At 70.4% G+C, this 16,201-nt stretch carries 12 protein-coding genes and 1 tRNA gene; 10 read left to right on the top strand and 3 right to left on the bottom strand.

Annotated elements, in window-relative coordinates; genetic code table 11:
• Positions 1 to 4: 4 nt before the first annotated feature.
• From AC4BGC_RS13245 to AC4BGC_RS13235, 3 genes are all read right to left on the bottom strand, one after another.
• A complete protein-coding gene (locus AC4BGC_RS13245; RefSeq protein ID WP_490547953.1) occupies positions 5 to 184 on the bottom strand; it encodes a DUF6104 family protein in 180 nt (59 codons plus the stop codon).
• 6 nt (positions 185 to 190) lie between these two features.
• The gene (locus AC4BGC_RS13240; RefSeq protein WP_490556203.1) at positions 191 to 4,072 is read right to left on the bottom strand and encodes a multifunctional oxoglutarate decarboxylase/oxoglutarate dehydrogenase thiamine pyrophosphate-binding subunit/dihydrolipoyllysine-residue succinyltransferase subunit; all 3,882 of its coding nucleotides are present in this window, start codon (positions 4,070 to 4,072) and stop codon (positions 191 to 193) included.
• Between the two features lie 204 nt (positions 4,073 to 4,276).
• Positions 4,277 to 4,352: transfer RNA gene (locus AC4BGC_RS13235), tRNA-Arg, on the bottom strand.
• A 79-nt stretch (positions 4,353 to 4,431) separates the two neighbouring features.
• Here AC4BGC_RS13235 and argS point away from each other — a divergent pair.
• The 10 genes from argS to prmC all read left to right on the top strand — a co-directional run bounded on the left by argS (position 4,432) and on the right by prmC (position 16,189).
• The gene (gene argS, locus AC4BGC_RS13230) at positions 4,432 to 6,123 is read left to right on the top strand and encodes an arginine--tRNA ligase (RefSeq protein ID WP_490556202.1); all 1,692 of its coding nucleotides are present in this window, start codon (positions 4,432 to 4,434) and stop codon (positions 6,121 to 6,123) included.
• Between the two features lie 7 nt (positions 6,124 to 6,130).
• Positions 6,131 to 7,525: a diaminopimelate decarboxylase gene (gene lysA / locus AC4BGC_RS13225; protein ID WP_490547956.1), complete on the top strand. Its 1,395-nt coding sequence runs from the start codon at positions 6,131 to 6,133 to the stop codon at positions 7,523 to 7,525.
• A 67-nt stretch (positions 7,526 to 7,592) separates the two neighbouring features.
• Positions 7,593 to 8,906: a homoserine dehydrogenase gene (locus AC4BGC_RS13220; protein ID WP_490547957.1), complete on the top strand. Its 1,314-nt coding sequence runs from the start codon at positions 7,593 to 7,595 to the stop codon at positions 8,904 to 8,906.
• A 20-nt stretch (positions 8,907 to 8,926) separates the two neighbouring features.
• Positions 8,927 to 10,027 carry a threonine synthase gene (gene thrC / locus AC4BGC_RS13215; protein ID WP_490556201.1) on the top strand — a complete coding sequence of 367 codons (1,101 nt, stop codon included), beginning with the start codon at positions 8,927 to 8,929 and terminating at the stop codon, positions 10,025 to 10,027.
• A 13-nt stretch (positions 10,028 to 10,040) separates the two neighbouring features.
• On the top strand, positions 10,041 to 10,952 hold the full coding sequence (gene thrB, locus AC4BGC_RS13210; RefSeq protein ID WP_490557184.1) for a homoserine kinase: 912 nt from the start codon (positions 10,041 to 10,043) through the stop codon (positions 10,950 to 10,952).
• A 187-nt stretch (positions 10,953 to 11,139) separates the two neighbouring features.
• The gene (rho, locus tag AC4BGC_RS13205; protein ID WP_490556200.1) at positions 11,140 to 13,290 is read left to right on the top strand and encodes a transcription termination factor Rho; all 2,151 of its coding nucleotides are present in this window, start codon (positions 11,140 to 11,142) and stop codon (positions 13,288 to 13,290) included.
• Positions 13,291 to 13,367: 77 nt separating this feature from the next.
• Entirely contained in the window at positions 13,368 to 13,739 is a 372-nt protein-coding gene (locus AC4BGC_RS13200) for a response regulator transcription factor (protein ID WP_490547960.1), read from the top strand.
• Between the two features lie 178 nt (positions 13,740 to 13,917).
• Positions 13,918 to 14,142: a 50S ribosomal protein L31 gene (rpmE, locus tag AC4BGC_RS13195; protein WP_490547961.1), complete on the top strand. Its 225-nt coding sequence runs from the start codon at positions 13,918 to 13,920 to the stop codon at positions 14,140 to 14,142.
• 122 nt (positions 14,143 to 14,264) lie between these two features.
• A complete protein-coding gene (prfA, locus tag AC4BGC_RS13190; RefSeq protein WP_490547962.1) occupies positions 14,265 to 15,335 on the top strand; it encodes a peptide chain release factor 1 in 1,071 nt (356 codons plus the stop codon).
• On the top strand, positions 15,332 to 16,189 hold the full coding sequence (gene prmC / locus AC4BGC_RS13185) for a peptide chain release factor N(5)-glutamine methyltransferase (RefSeq protein WP_490556199.1): 858 nt from the start codon (positions 15,332 to 15,334) through the stop codon (positions 16,187 to 16,189). The genes prfA and prmC overlap by 4 nt, the downstream gene beginning before the upstream one ends.
• Positions 16,190 to 16,201 lie beyond the last annotated feature (12 nt).

The raw sequence follows: 16,201 nt of genomic DNA, 5'->3' as shown, positions 1-16,201 counted from the left end.
CGGGTCAGTCGTCCTCGGGGTCGTCGAGCCGGGCCAGCCAGGTGGCGAACCGCTCGACCGCGGTCTCGAAGTCGGGGTTGAGGTCGGTGAACTCCTGCAACCGCTCTGCGAGCCAGTCGAGGGTCACCTCCTCGCCGCCCCGTCGCTTGGTGAGCTCCTCGATCCCGCGGTCGGTGAAGTACATCGCGGCCTAGTAGCTGGCCTCGGCCGAGCCCTCGACCGGTGCGAACGCCGAGCTCATCAGGCCCTTGAGCTCCTCGACGTGCCGCGAGTGCTGACCCACCGAGGGCGAGCTGGACGCGGGCCGGGAGATGACCTTGACCTTGTGGTCGAGCTCGTTGAACATCCCGAGCCGGAAGTGCGGCGACGGGCCCATGTTGGCGGGCTCGTCCTGCACCCAGCGGATCTCCTTGAGGTTCGGGTAGCGCTCGACCTCGGCCTTCAGCTCCGAGACCGGCTCCGGGTAGAGCTGCTCCACGCGAGCGATCGCGGTCGTGGGCGAGTCGCCCTGCTGCTTGCCCCGCTCGACCATCAGGTCCCAGGTGATCCGGCCGCTGCACAGGAGCAGCGTGTCGACCTTCTCGGGGTCGGTGACGGCGTCCCCGATCAGCGGGCGGAAGGTGCCCTGGGTGAAGTCGTCGGGCTGCGAGGCAGCCTCCTTGCGGCGCAGCATCGACTTCGGCGTGAACACGATCATCGGGCGGTGGGTGTCGCCGAGAGCGTGCCTGCGGAGCAGGTGGAAGTAGCTCGCCGGAGTCGAGGGCTGTGCGACCACGAACGCCTCGTCGGCGGCCATCTGCAGGAACCGCTCGATGCGGGCCGACGAGTGGTCGGGTCCCTGGCCCTCGTAGCCGTGCGGCAGCAGCAGGACCACGCCGGACTGCTGGCCCCACTTGGTGCTGCTCGCGGTGATGAACTCGTCGATCACCGTCTGGGCGCCGTTGACGAAGTCACCGAACTGCGCCTCCCACGCCACCAGGGCGTCGGGACGGGCGACCGAGTAGCCGTACTCGAAGCCGAGCGCGGCGTACTCGGAGAGCAGCGAGTCGTAGACGTAGAAGCTCGCCTGGTCCTCGGTGAGGTTCGCCAGCGGGGTCCACTCGCTCGCGTTGTGGCGGTCGATGATCGTGGCGAACCGGCTCGCGAAGGTGCCGCGGCGCGAGTCCTGGCCGGAGAGGCGCACCGGCCGGCCGTCCATCAGCAGCGACCCGAGGGCGAGGATCTCGCCTGCGCCCCAGTCGATGGGCCCGCTGGTCATCGCCGCGGCACGGCGCTGCAGCTGCGGGAGCACCTTCGGGTGCACGGTGAAGCCGTCGGGAGCGCTCACGTAGGCGTCGGAGATCCGCTTGAGGGTCTCCTTGGAGATCGCGGTCGTGAACTCCTCGTGGCTCTTCTCCGGGTAGTCCGGGACCGTGGTCCAGCTCTCGGGAGCGCCGGTGGCCTCGCGGACCTCGGTGAAGACGCGCTCGAGCTGCTGCTGGTAGTCCTTGAGGACCTGCTCGGCCTCCTCCAGCGTGATGTCGCCACGCCCGATCAGCGACTCGGTGTAGAGCTTGCGCACCGAACGCTTCTGCTCGATCAGGTCGTACATCAGCGGCTGGGTGTACGACGGGTCGTCGCCCTCGTTGTGACCGCGGCGGCGGTAGCAGACCAGGTCGACCACGACGTCCTTGTTGAACGCCTGGCGGTACTCGAAGGCGAGCCGGGCGACGCGGATGCACGCCTCGGGGTCGTCACCGTTCACGTGGAAGATCGGTGCCTGCACCATCCGGGCGACGTCGGTGCTGTAGAGCGAGGAGCGCGACGCCGCGGGGGAGGTGGTGAACCCGACCTGGTTGTTGACGACCACGTGGATGGTGCCGCCGGTCCGGTAGCCGCGCAGCTGGGAGAGGTTCAGCGTCTCCGCCACCACGCCCTGGCCGGCGAAGGCCGCGTCGCCGTGCACCAGCAGCGGCAGCACCGGGAACGCCTCGCCCTGGTTGAGCATGTCCTGCTTGGCGCGGGCGATGCCCTCCAGCACGGGGTCGACCGCCTCGAGGTGCGAGGGGTTCGCCGCGACGGAGACCTTGATCTTGTCGCCCTTGTCGGAGAGGAACTCGCCCTCGGCGCCGAGGTGGTACTTCACGTCGCCGGATCCCTGCACTGTGCGGGGGTCGATGTTGCCCTCGAACTCGCGGAAGATCTGGCTGTAGCTCTTGCCGACGATGTTGGCCAGCACGTTGAGGCGGCCGCGGTGGGCCATGCCCATCGTGACCTCGTCGAGCCCGGCCTCGGCCGCGGCCTCGCAGATCTCGTCGATCAGCGGGATCGTGGTCTCGCCGCCCTCGAGGCTGAACCGCTTCTGGCCGACGAACTTCGTCTGCAGGAAGGTCTCGAACGCCTCGGCCTGGTTGAGCTTGAGCAGGATCCGCAGCTGCTCCTCGCGCGGGGGCTTCTGGTGCGGCTGCTCCACGCGCTCCTGGATCCAGCGGCGCTGCTCGGGGTCCTGGATGTGCATGTACTCGATGCCGACGGTGCGGCAGTAGGAGTCACGCAGGATGCCGAGGATGGAGCGCATCTTCATGAACCGGCGCTCGCCGCCGAAGGAGCCGGTGGCGAACTCGCGGTCGAGGTCCCACAGGGTCAGCCCGTGCGTCTCCACCTCGAGGTCGGGGTGGCTGCGCTGCTTGTACTCGAGCGGGTCGGTGTCGGCCATCATGTGCCCGCGCACCCGGTAGGCGTGGATCAGCTCGAGGATCCGGGCCTGCTTGCTGATCTCGTCGTCGTGGTTGGTCGAGATGTCCTTCGACCAGCGGATCGGCTCGTAGGGGATCCGCAGCGAGCGGAAGATGTCGTCGTAGAAGTTATCCTCGCCGAGCAGCAGGCCGTGCACGATCCGCAGGAAGTCGCCGCTCTGGGCGCCCTGGATCACGCGGTGGTCGTAGGTCGAGGTCAGCGTCATGATCTTGCTGATCGCGTTGCGGGTGAGCGTCTCCTCGGAGGCGCCCTGGAACTCCGGCGGGTACTCCATGGAGCCGACGCCGATGATCGCGCCCTGCCCCTTCATCAGCCGGGGCACGGAGTGGTTGGTGCCGATCGTGCCGGGGTTGGTCAGGCTGATCGTGGTGCCCTGGAAGTCGGAGACCTGGAGCTTGCCGTTGCGCGCCTTGCGGACGATGTCCTCGTAGGCGGTCCAGAAGTGGGCGAAGTCCATGTTCTCCGCGGCCTTGATGCTGGGCACCAGGAGCGTGCGGGAACCGTCGTCCTTCTTCATGTCGATCGCCAGGCCGAGGTTCACGTGGGCCGGGGTGATCAGGTTGGGCTTGCCGTCGATCTCGTCGTACCCGACGTTCATCGAGGGCATCGTCTTGAGTGCGCGCACCAGGGCGTAGCCGATCAGGTGCGTGAAGGACACCTTGCCGCCGCGAGCACGGGCGAGGTGGTTGTTGATCACGATGCGGTTGTCCCACAGCAGCTTGACCGGGACCGAGCGCACGCTGGTCGCCGTGGGCACCGTGAGGCTCATGTCCATGTTCGCGACGGTGCGTGCCGGTGCGCCCTTCAGGACGGTGTACGTCGGCTCGGCCTTCGCCTCGGACTCAGCCTGCTCCGTGCTCTTGGAGGGCGACTTGTCGTTGCTGGTGGCGGCGCTCTTGGTGGCGCCCTTGCTGCTGTTCTTGCTCTCGGAGGACACGCTGCTCGACTTCTCGGCCTTCTTCTCGGTCTTCTTCGCGGGCTTGCTGGTCTTGGAGGACTTGTCCTCCGGCGCAGCGGTCTTCTCGGACGCGGCGGCCTTCTTCTGGGGCGCGGAGGACTTCGACCCCGCGGACCCGTCGCCGGAGGGCCGGCTCTTGGGGGCGCCGGTCGACTCCGTCACGGTGCCGTTGGCGGCCTCACCGCCGCCGCTGCCGCCGTTGCGGGTCTGCTCGGAGCCCGCCGGCGACGCGTCGCGTCGCGGTTCCTTGTCGAAGAAGTCCCACCAGACCTTGTCCACACTGTGGGGGTCCTTCTGGTACCTCTCGTGCATCTCGTCGACGAGCCATTCATTGGCTCCGAACCCAGACGTCGAACTGTCCTCGGTTGACTCGGGCACGGCCAGTTTTCGCCTCTTCCAATGTGCGTGGGTGTGCGTACGTCACAGGCTAGACCCCAGCCTACGAGAATCGGAGGGGAGGAGTCCCCCTCGCTCGCCGTGTGGCCAGTATCACTCAGGCCGGAAGGGGGCCGGGTCCACCGGCACACCTCGGAGTGGCCCGCGAGGGGCCGGCCCGGGATGCATGGGTGGCGCTCCGGTGGATGGTGCCTCCGGCAGGATTCGAACCTGCGACACCTGGTACCGGAAACCAGTGCTCTATCCCCTGAGCTACGGAGGCGTGCGCCGAGGCGCGATCCCGCACACTACCGGGAGATCCTCCCACGATGGCACACCGGCCCCGCAGATAGGCTGGGGGCGTGAATCCCACCCAGCTCTCCTCCACCATCGTTGCTGCCCTGACCACGCTTAGTGATGCGGGGCGGCTGAGCCTGCCGGACGGCATCCCGGCGACGGTCGTGGTCGAGCGACCACGGAGCAAGGAGCACGGGGACTACGCCACCAACGTCGCCCTCCAGCTGGGCAAGAAGGCCGGCCTGAACCCCCGCGAGCTCGCCGGGATGCTCGCCGAGGAGCTCTCCGCCGCCGAGGGCATCAGCGCCGTCGCCGTCGCCGGCCCAGGCTTCTTGAACATCACCGTCGAGGCGGGCTCCCAGGGCCTGGTCGCAGCCGACGTCGTCGCGGCCGGTGAGGGCTACGGCCACACCCAGGTGCTCGGTGGCCAGAAGATCAACGTCGAGTTCATCTCGGCCAACCCCACCGGACCGCTCCACCTCGGCCACACCCGCTGGGCGGTGCTGGGCGACGCGATCGGGCGGGTGCTGAGCGCGGCCGGGGCAGTGGTGACCCGCGAGTTCTACATCAACGACCGCGGTGTCCAGATGGACCACTTCGCCGACTCGATCATCGCCTCGGCGCTGGGCCGGCCCAAGCCCGAGGACGGGTACGCCGGCGCCTACATCGACGAGCTCGCCAAGGAGGTGGAGGCGGCCAGCCCCGGCATCTTCGAGCTGCCTCCTGCCGAGCGTCGCCGGGCGGTGCGGGCCAAGGGCTACGAGCTGCAGCTCGCCTCCCAGCAGCGACAGCTCGAGCGCTTCAACACCCACTTCGACGTGTGGTTCTCCGAGCAGTCCCTGCACGACTCCGGCTCGGTGCCCGAGACGCTCCAGCGGCTCAAGGACCTCGGTCACGTCTACAACGAGGGCGGGGCGCTGTGGATGCGCACCACCGACTTCGGCGACGACAAGGACCGGGTGCTGATCAAGTCCGACGGCGAGCTGACCTACTTCGCCTCCGACACGGCGTACTACCTGAACAAGCGCGCCCGCGGCTTCGACCACTGCATCTACCTGCTCGGCGCCGACCACCACGGCTACGTGGGCCGGCTACGGGCGATGGCTGCCTGCGTCGGCGACGACCCCGAGGTCACGCTGGACGTGATGATCGGCCAGCTGGTCAAGATCATGCGCGACGGCGCCGAGATGAAGCTCTCCAAGCGGGCCGGGACGATCGTGACCCTGGACGAGCTCGCCGAGGAGATCGGCGTGGACGCGCTGCGCTACTCCCTGGCGCGCTACCCCGCGGACTCGCCGCTGGTGCTCGACGTCGCCGAGATCACCCGGGCCAGCAACGACAACCCGGTGTACTACGTCCAGTACGCACACGCGCGCACCTGCCGGATGATGGCCAACGCCGCCGACCTCGGGATGTCGCTGCCCGACGAGCCCTCCGCCGACTCCCCGCGAGCCTTCGACCCCTCGCTGCTCTCCCACGAGCGCGACGGCGACCTCCTGCGTGCGCTCGCCGAGTTCCCGCGGGTGGTGGCCAGTGCCGCCGAGCTGCGCGAGCCGCACCGGGTGGCGAGGTACCTCGAGAACACCGCGTCGATCTTCAACCGCTGGTACGACACCAAGGAGTGCCGGATGCTGCCCCAGGGCGACGCGCCGGTGACCCCGGCCAACGAGGCCCGCCTGATGCTGGTGGTCGCGACCCGGACCGTGATCGCCAACGGACTGCGCCTGCTCGGCGTCTCCGCGCCCGAGAGGATGTGACGGGGAGGTGCGCGCTCACGAGGCCGGCTGGGCCCACGCTGCAGTCTCGGTCCGCGGGCCGGCGTGGCTGCGCGAGCCCGAGGACCCCGACGCCCTGGTCGAGCAGCTGTGGTCCCGGACCGCACGCAAGGTCGACGGCGTCCTCGAGATCGGCGGCGTCAGGCTGACCGACCTGGTGGCCGAGCACGGGTCGCCGGCGTACGTCCTGGACGAGGAGGACTTCCGAGCGCGGGCGCGGGCCTTCCGTGACGGCTTCGCCGGCTGCGACGTCTACTACGCAGGCAAGGCGTTCCTGTGCACGACCGTCGCCCGCTGGATCGCCGAGGAGGGGCTGAGCCTCGACGTCTGCTCCGGCGGCGAGCTGGCGGTCGCGGAGCGCGCCGGGTTCCCGATGGAGCGGGTCGGTCTGCACGGCAACAACAAGACCGTCGCCGAGCTGCGGCGCGCGCTCGAGCTCGGGGTGGGCCGCATCGTCGTGGACTCGTTCCACGAGATCCGCCGGCTGGTCGAGCTGACCCAGGAGACCGGGATCACCGCACGCGTGATGGTCCGCGTCACCGCAGGGGTCGAGGCGCACACCCACGAGTACATCGCCACCGCCCACGAGGACCAGAAGTTCGGGTTCTCGATCAGCAGCGGCGACGCGCTGGACGCCGTACGCCAGCTCCAGGAGGCGCCCGGGATCGAGCTGCTCGGGCTGCACTCCCACATCGGCTCGCAGATCTTCGACTCCTCCGGGTTCGAGGTCGCCGCACGCCGGGTGCTCGCCCTGCAGTCGCAGATCTCCAGCGAGATCGGCGTCGAACTCCCCGAGCTCGACCTCGGCGGAGGCTTCGGGATCGCCTACACCACCCAGGACGACCCCTCGGACCCCGCGCAGCTGGCCGTGGAGATGACCAAGATCGTGCGCGACGAGTGCAATGCCCTGGGCCTGTCCGCCCCGCGCCTCTCCATCGAGCCCGGGCGAGCGATCGCCGGTCCCGCGATGTGCACGGTCTACGAGGTCGGCACGGTCAAGGCGGTGCAGCTCGACGGTGGCGCGGTGCGCACCTACGTCTCGGTGGACGGGGGGATGAGCGACAACATCCGCACCGCGCTCTACGACGCGGACTACTCCTGCACCCTCGCCAACCGCGACTCGGACGCGCCCGCCCTGCTGACCCGGGTGGTCGGCAAGCACTGCGAGGCGGGCGACATCGTCGTCAAGGACGAGTTCCTGCCCGGTGACGTCGCTCCCGGAGACCTGGTCGCGGTGCCCGGCACCGGCGCCTACTGCCGGTCGATGGCGAGCAACTACAACCACGCCCTGCGCCCCCCGGTGGTGGCGGTGCGCGACGGGGAGTCGCGGGTCGTCGTACGCCGGGAGACGCTGGACGACCTGCTCGCCACGGACCTCGGGTGAACGCCCCGGCAGTGGCAGGTGGATGGGCCTCACCGGTCCCCGGACACAGGTGGGAGGATGTGTCGCGATGAGCCAGCACTCCTTGAAACCAGTTCGCGTTGCCCTGCTCGGCTGCGGCGTCGTGGGTTCCCAGGTGGCGAGGCTGCTCCAGGAGCAGTCACGCGACCTGGAGGCACGCGTCGGCGCCCCGGTCGAGCTCGTCGGCATCGCCGTACGCCGCCTCGGGTTGGCGCGCGGAGTCGACCTCCCCGAGGAGCTGTTCACCACCGACGCGGAGGGACTCGTCTCCCGCGGCGACATCGACGTCGTGGTGGAGGTCATCGGCGGGATCGAGCCCGCCCGCACGCTGATCCTCTCCGCGCTGGCGAACGGTGCCAGCGTCGTGTCGGCCAACAAGGCCCTGCTCGCCGAGGACGGCACCACGATGTTCGCCGCGGCCGAGAAGGCCGGTCGCGACCTGTACTACGAGGCCGCCGTGGCCGGCGCGATCCCGATCGTGCGGCCGCTGCGCGAGTCGCTCGCCGGCGACCAGGTCACCCGCGTCCTCGGCATCGTCAACGGCACCACCAACTTCATCCTGGACCGGATGGACACCTCCGGAGCCGGCTTCGACGAGGCCCTCCAGGAGGCCCAGGACCTCGGCTACGCCGAGGCCGACCCGACCGCCGACGTCGAGGGCTTCGACGCCGCCGCCAAGGCCGCGATCCTGGCGAGTCTCGCGTTCCACACCCGGGTGACGGCCGCCGACGTGCACCGTGAGGGCATCGCGGAGGTCACCGCCAGCGACGTGGCCTCGGCCAAGGAGATGGGGTGCGTGGTCAAGCTGCTGGCGATCGTCGCCCTCGAGGAGGGGCCGGACGGCCCCGCCGTGTCGGCCCGGGTGCACCCCGCGATGCTGCCCAGGACCCACCCGCTCGCCAGCGTGCGCGAGGCGTTCAACGCCGTGTTCGTGGAGAGCGCCGCGGCCGGCCAGCTGATGTTCTACGGGCCCGGTGCCGGAGGCGCCCCGACCGCGAGTGCCGTGATGGGCGACCTGGTCACGGTCGCCCGCAACCGGGTGGCCGACGTGCGTGGGGCCGGTGAGTCGTCCTACGCGGACCTGCCGGTGCTGCCCATGGGGGAGACCCAGACCCGCTACCACGTGCAGATCGACGTCGACGACAAGGCGGGGGTGCTCGCCGGGGTCGCGCACGCGTTCGCGGAGCACGACGTCTCCATCCAGACCGTCCGCCAGGAGGGCCGCGGCGACGACGCCCAGCTCGTCGTGGTCTCGCACCGCGCGAGCGACGCCGACCTGTCGGCGACCGTGGAGACCCTGCGGGGCATGGCCAGCGTGCGCGACGTGTCATCGGTGATGCGGGTCGAGGGGGACCAGGAGTGAGCCCGGAAATGAGCCCAGGAATGAGCCAGCCCAGCGGAGTGCGTGCACCCAACCCTGCCTCGCGGCAGTGGCTCGGGGTGATCGAGGAGTACCGCGACCGCCTCGACATCCCCGAGGGCACCCCGACGATCACCCTGCGTGAGGGCGGCACCCCGATGGTCCACTCGGCCTGGCTGAGCCGCATCACCGACGCCGAGGTGTGGCTCAAGGTCGAGGGCGACAACCCGACCGGCTCGTTCAAGGACCGCGGGATGACCGTCGCCCTCTCGGTCGCGGTCGGCCAGGGGGCCGAGGCCGTGGTGTGCGCCTCGACGGGGAACACCTCCGCCTCGATGGCCGCCTACGCCGCGCGCGCCGGCGTGAAGCCGCTCGTGCTGGTCCCGCAGGGCAAGATCTCCGCCGGGAAGCTGGCCCAGGCGATCCTGCACGGCGCCCAGGTGATCATGGTCCGCGGCAACTTCGACGACTGCCTGCGGATCTCCCGCGAGCTGGCCGAGCACTACCCGGTCGCCCTGGTCAACTCGGTCAACCCGATGCGGCTGCAGGGCCAGAAGACCGGGGCCTTCGAGATCGTGGACTTCCTCGGGGACGCCCCCGACGTGCACGTGCTCCCGACCGGCAACGCCGGGAACATCTCGGCGTACTGGCTCGGCTACCGCGAGTCGCGCCAGGCCGGTGAGTCGACCAGGCTCCCGGTGATGCGGGGCTGGCAGGCCGCCGGCGCGGCGCCCCTGGTGCTCGGCGCCCCCGTGCCCGACCCCGAGACCGTCGCCTCGGCGATCCGGATCGGCAACCCCGCCTCCTGGGATCTCGCGGTCGAGGCAGCCGACAAGTCGGGCGGCAAGTTCCGCCAGGTCAGCGACATCGAGATCCTGGCGGCCCAGCGCGAGCTCGCCTGCCGCGACGGCGTCTTCGTGGAGCCTGCCTCCGCCGCGGGCGTCGCGGGGCTCCTGCTCGAGGCTGCCGAGGGCGTCAGGTACGCCGGGCAGCGAGTGGTGGTCACGGTGACCGGTCACGGGCTCAAGGACATCGACACGGCCCTGTCGAGCTTCACCGACCTCGTCGACACCGTGTGCGACGCCGAGGTCGACGCAGCAGCGCGCGCCGCGAACCTCGTCTGATGGTCGTGGCGTGATGACGGGCCCCGGGGGACGCTTCCTGCCCGGCCCCGTCGTGGTCGAGGTGCCCGCGACCAGCGCCAACCTAGGTCCCGGCTTCGACTGCCTCGGCCTCGCCCTCGAGCTGGTGGACACGCTCGAAGGCGAGGTCATCGACGACGGCCTGGAGGTCCACGTCGAGGGCGAGGGCGGCGGCGAGGTCCTCCTCGACGAGAGCCACCTGGTGGTCCGCGCCATGCGGGCCGGTTTCCTGGCGCTGGGGCTCAACCCCCCGGGGCTGCGCCTGACCTGCGTCAACCGGATCCCGCACAGTCGCGGGCTGGGCTCCTCCTCGGCCGCCATCGTCGGCGGCATCGTCCTGGCCCGCGCGCTGGTCGACGGGGGAGCGGCGCTGCTCGACGACGAGGCGGCGCTGTGCCTGGCCACGCGCATCGAGGGCCATCCCGACAACGTCGCGCCCGCCCTGCTGGGCGGGTTCGTGATCAGCGGCCAGGAGGGCGAGACGGTGTGGGCCCAGCGCTCCCCGATCGACCCGGCCATCTCCGCCGTGGTGCTCGTCCCCGCCGGCGGCGTACGCACCGAGGTGGCGCGGGGCCTGCTGCCTGAGAGCGTTCCGCACGCGGACGCGGCGGCCAACGCGGGCAGGGCGGCGTTGCTGGTCTCGGCGCTCGCCGGGCACCCCGAGCACCTCCTGCGAGCCACCGAGGACTTCCTGCACCAGCAGCAACGCGAACCAGCGATGCCCGGCACGCTCGCGCTCGTGACGCGCCTCAGGGAGCACGGGATCCCGGCGGTGGTCTCGGGCGCAGGACCCACCGTGCTGGCGTTCGTGACCGGCGACGCCGAGGCCGTCGAGGAGCTCGCTCCGGCCGGATGGCGGACGCTGCGGCAACGCGTCGGTGGACCCGGTGCCACCGTGCTAATGTGACGAGGCGTCACGTCCAAGCCTCCGGCGAGAAGCGCCGAAGCGACAATTGGCGACGCGTCCCAGCCGATCACCACCTCCTGGAACCCGACACGCGCGTGTCCGGAGTCCCCCAGCCGGTATCGGTCACCACCGCAACAGCTCGGTTGGCGGCTCTCGCCGCACAGCCGACGAGGGGAAGGACCCCCGCATGACGGAAACCACCGACACTGCTCCCACGACGGGGGCTCCCGCTGCTGGGACGTCGGCGTCCGGCGCCCGCAAGGGTGGCGGCCTGAACTCGATGCTGCTGCCCGAGCTCAAGCAGCTCGCCGGCGGCCTCGGCATCAAGTCGACCGGACTGCGCAAGGGAGCGCTGATCGAGGCGATCAAGGCTGCCCAGAGCGGTGGTGGCCACAGTGGTGGTGGCCAGAGCGGCCAGACCAACGGCCAGAGCGGCCAGACCAACGGCCAGAGCGGCCAGACAGGCGGCCAGGCAGGCGGCCAGCCGAACGGGCAGAGCGGCGACCGGGGCGAAGCGCAGGAGGCCGGGCCCTCGAAGCCGGGGCGCACCAGCAGGAGCCGGCGCGAGAACGGCGCCGCCACCACGGAGACCTCCCCGGAGACCTCCTCGGCGACCTCCCCGGCGACCGACGCTCCCCAGGCGAGCGAGGCCCCGGCGCGGGACCGTCAGGGCGACGCCCAGCAGCCGAAGCAGGAGTCGAACCAGGGCTCGAACCGGGCTGTCGTCGAGCGTCAGCCCGAGTCCGACCAGAGCGAGCAGCGCAACGGCCGCAACGACCGGGCGAACAACGACCGGGCGAACAACGACCGCAGCGACCGCGGCAACAACGACCGGAACAACGACCGCGGCAACAACGAGCGCGGCAACGACCGGAACAACGACCGCGGCAACAACGAGCGCGGCAACGACCGGGCGAACAACGACCGGGCGAACAACGACCGGAACAACGACCGGGCCAATGACGACCGCGGCAACGACCGGTCCAACAACGACCGGAACAACGACCGGAACCAGGCGGCGGGCAACCGCAACCAGGGCCCCGCGAACCGCAACGACGACGAGGGCGACGGGAGCCGCCGCAACCGCCGTCGTCGCGGTCGCGACCGCAACGACCGCCAGCCGGCCGGTGGCAACCCGGCCCCGAGCGGGCCGCGCGGCAACCGGCACGAGCCCGACATGCAGGTGCTCGAGGACGACGTCCTGGCTCCGTGCGCCGGCATCCTGGACCTGATGGACAACTACGCCTTCGTGCGTACCAGCGGCTACCTCCCCGGCAGCGACGACGTCTACGTCTCGATGTCGATGGTGCGCAAGTTCGGCCTGCGCCGAGGCGACGCGGTCACCGGACAGGTGCGGCAGCCGCGCGAGGGGGACCGCAAGGAGAAGTACAACCCCCTGGTGAAGCTGGACAGCGTCAACGGGGCCGACCCCGAGGAGGCCAAGCACCGCGTCGAGTTCAGCAAGCTCACGCCGCTCTACCCCTCCGAGCGGCTGCGGCTCGAGACCACCTCGACGAACCTGATCGGCCGCGTGATCGACATCGCCGCGCCGATCGGCAAGGGCCAGCGCGGCCTCATCGTCTCCCCGTCCAAGGCGGGCAAGACGATGATCATGCAGTCGATCGCCAACTCGATCACGACCAACAACCCCGAGTGCCACCTGATGGTCGTGCTCGTCGACGAGCGCCCCGAGGAGGTCACCGACTTCGAGCGCTCGGTCAAGGGTGAGGTGGTCAGCTCGACGTTCGACCGCCCCGCCAGCGACCACACGATCGTGGCCGAGCTGGCCATCGAGCGTGCCAAGCGCCTCGTCGAGCTCGGTCATGACGTCGTGGTGCTGCTGGACGGCATCACCCGCCTGGGTCGCGCCTACAACCTCGCCGCCCCGGCGAGCGGCCGGATCCTGTCCGGCGGCGTGGACTCGGCGGCGCTGTACCCGCCCAAGCGCTTCTTCGGCGCCGCGCGCAACATCGAGGACGGCGGATCGCTGACCATCCTGGCCACCGCCCTGATCGAGAGCGGCTCGAAGATGGACGAGGTGATCTTCGAGGAGTTCAAGGGCACCGGCAACATGGAGATCCGGCTGCGTCGCGACTTCGCCGACAAGCGGATCTTCCCGGCCATCGACGCCGTCCAGTCCGGCACCCGCCGCGAGGAGCTCCTGATGAGCAAGGAGGAGCTGGCCATCGTCTGGAAGCTGCGCCGCGTGCTCTCCGGTCTCGACGGCCAGCAGGCACTCGAGCTCCTGCTCGAGCGGCTCAAGAAGACCCAGAACAACCTCGAGTTCCTGATGCAGGTGCAGAAGACCACGCCGACAGCAGGCGGCCAGGGCGACTGAGTCGGACATATGCCCGCGCATGGCCACGGGTGTGGATATGCTCTTGCCGGTCTGGTTGACACATCGAGGGGAACAACATGGCTCGGATCGTGATTGCGGACGACGACGCGGACATCCGCGAACTTGTCGTGTTCAAGCTGCGTCATGGCGGGCACGAGGTCGTCCCGGTCGGTGACGGCGCCGCTGCCGTCGAGGCGTGCACTGCGCAGAAGCCTGATCTGGTGATCCTGGATGTGATGATGCCGGGCGTCAGCGGCCTCGACGCCGCCCGCGCCCTGCGGCAGGACCCCAACATGGAGGGGCTGCCGATCATCATGCTGACGGCCCGGGCCCAGGAGTCCGACATCGAGCAGGGCTTCGAGGCCGGCGCCGACGACTACATCGTCAAGCCGTTCAGCCCCCGCGAGCTCGCATCGCGGGTCTCCGCAGTGCTCGCCCGCACCCGCTGAGCGACCCGGCTCCCACGTTCCCGTGAGCACGGGAACACCTCGGCGTGCCCGCGTGTTGAGGGGGGTGTCGCCCGATTGGCCCATCGAGGGCTCTCGGTGGCACACTTGGACGCTGGCTGGCGGTTCACGCACCTCATCTCGAGGGCGACCCGGCGGCTGTAACCCCGAGAGGAAACCCATGAAGAAGGACATCCACCCCGAGTACGTGACGACCGAGGTCACCTGCACCTGCGGCAACAAGTTCACGACTCGCAGCACCTCCACCAGCGGCTCCATCCGCTCCGAGGTGTGCTCCAACTGCCACCCCTTCTACACCGGCAAGCAGAAGATTCTCGACACCGGCGGCCGCGTCGCCCGCTTCGAGGCTCGCTACGCCAAGAAGGCTCCTGCCGAGAAGAAGTAGCTCTCCGGGTTGGTGGTCCCGCCGGTCGCCGGTGGGACCACCACTTCCCTGTGTCCCCACGCAGGGCAGCGGCATCTTCACTGGATCCCCAGTGAAACCGTCACCACCGCAGGAGCGCCACGATGTTCGAAGCCGTCTCGCAGCTCGCAGCAGAGCACGCCGAGCTGGAGCTGAAGCTGGGTGATCCCGCGGTCCACTCCGACCAGTCGCTCGCGCGACGGCTCGGTCAGCGGTACGCCGAGCTCAGCGCGGTGCTGCGTGCCCACGCCGACTGGATCCAGCTCGGTGAGGACCTCGAGGCGGCCCGTGAGCTGGCCGGGGACCCCGAGTTCGCCGCGGAGGCCGAGGAGCTCGCCGTGGCGCGGGTCCGGGCCGAGGAGCGGCTGCGCCACCTGTTGATCCCGCGCGAGCCCTCCGACGGCAAGGACGTCCTGCTCGAGATCAAGTCCGGGGAGGGCGGCGAGGAGTCCGCGCTGTTCGCCGGGGACCTGCTGCGCATGTACAGCCGCTACGCCGAGCGCCATGGGTGGTCGACCGAGATCCTGGACGCCACCGAGTCCGACCTCGGCGGCTACAAGTCCGTGACGGTCGCCGTGAAGGCCAAGGGCACCCCCGAGCCGGGGGAGGCGCCGTACGCCCTGCTGAAGTTCGAGGGCGGGGTGCACCGGGTCCAGCGGGTGCCGGTGACCGAGAGCCAGGGACGCGTGCACACCAGCGCAGCCGGGGTCCTCGTGATGCCGGAGGCCGAGCAGGTCGAGGTGCAGATCGACGACAAGGACCTGCGCATCGACGTCTACCGCTCCAGCGGGCCGGGCGGGCAGAGCGTGAACACCACCGACTCCGCCGTCCGGATCACGCACGTGCCGACCGGGATCGTCGCCAGCTGCCAGAACGAGAAGTCCCAGCTGCAGAACCGCGAGCAGGCGATGCGCATCCTGCGGGCCCGGATCCTGGCCGTCGCCGAGGAGGAGGCCAACGCCGAGGCCAGCGACGCCCGCCGCTCCCAGGTGCGTACCGTCGACCGCTCAGAGCGGATCCGCACCTACAACTACGCGGAGAACCGGATCTCCGACCACCGCACCGGTTACAAGTCCTACGACCTCGACCGCGTCCTCGACGGTGACCTGGAGGCGGTGATCGGGTCCTGCGTGGATGCCGACATGGCCTCCCGGCTCGAGGCCCTGGGCGAGTGAGCGCACCGACCTGCCGGCCCCGCGACCTGTTGCGCGAGGCCTCGCGCCGGCTCGCCGAGGCCGGGGTCGCCAGTCCCGAGCACGACGCCGCCGAGCTGCTCGCGCACGTCCTGGGCACCACCCGGAGCCGGCTGGCGCTCCTGGACTCGGTGGCCCCCGAGGACCAGGCGAGCTTCGAGGAGCTGCTCGCCCGTCGCGCCGACCGGGAGCCGCTGCAGCACCTCACCGGGACGGCCGCGTTCCGTCACGTCGAGCTCCAGGTCGGTCCAGGGGTCTTCGTCCCGCGCCCGGAGACCGAGCTGCTCGCCGGCTGGGCCATCGACCGGGCGCGCGAGGCCGGCGAGGAGCCCGTCGTGGTCGACCTGTGCTGCGGCTCCGGGGCGATCGCCCTGAGCATCCACGACGAGCTGCCGCAGGCGCAGGTCCACGCCGTCGAGCTCGACCCCGGTGCGCACGCATGGGCCATGCGGAACCTCGCCTCGACCGGCGTCGACCTGCGGCTCGGGGACATGTCCGAGGCGTTCGCCGACCTCGACGGGACCGTGGACGTGGTGGCCTGCAACCCTCCCTACATCCCCCTCGAGGCCTGGTCGAGCGTGGCCCCGGAGGCCCGCGACCACGACCCCGCACTGGCGCTGTGGTCCGGCGACGACGGGCTCGACGCCATGCGCGTCCTCGAAGCGACGGCCCGGCGGCTCCTGCGCCCGGGTGGCTGGGTGGGGGCCGAGCACGCGGACGTGCAGGGCGAGTCCGCAGCCGGCGTGTTCCTCGACGGCGGCTGCTGGACCGAGGTCCGCGACCACCGCGACCTGGCAGGTCGTGCGCGCTACGTCACGGCTCGGCTGGCACGATGACCCCGTGGACAC

The sequence above is a fragment of the Nocardioides sp. Z38_18 genome (assembly GCF_058215695.1).
The sequence above is the reverse complement of the archived record's forward strand: the minus strand, read 5'-3'. Positions and strand labels throughout refer to the sequence as shown.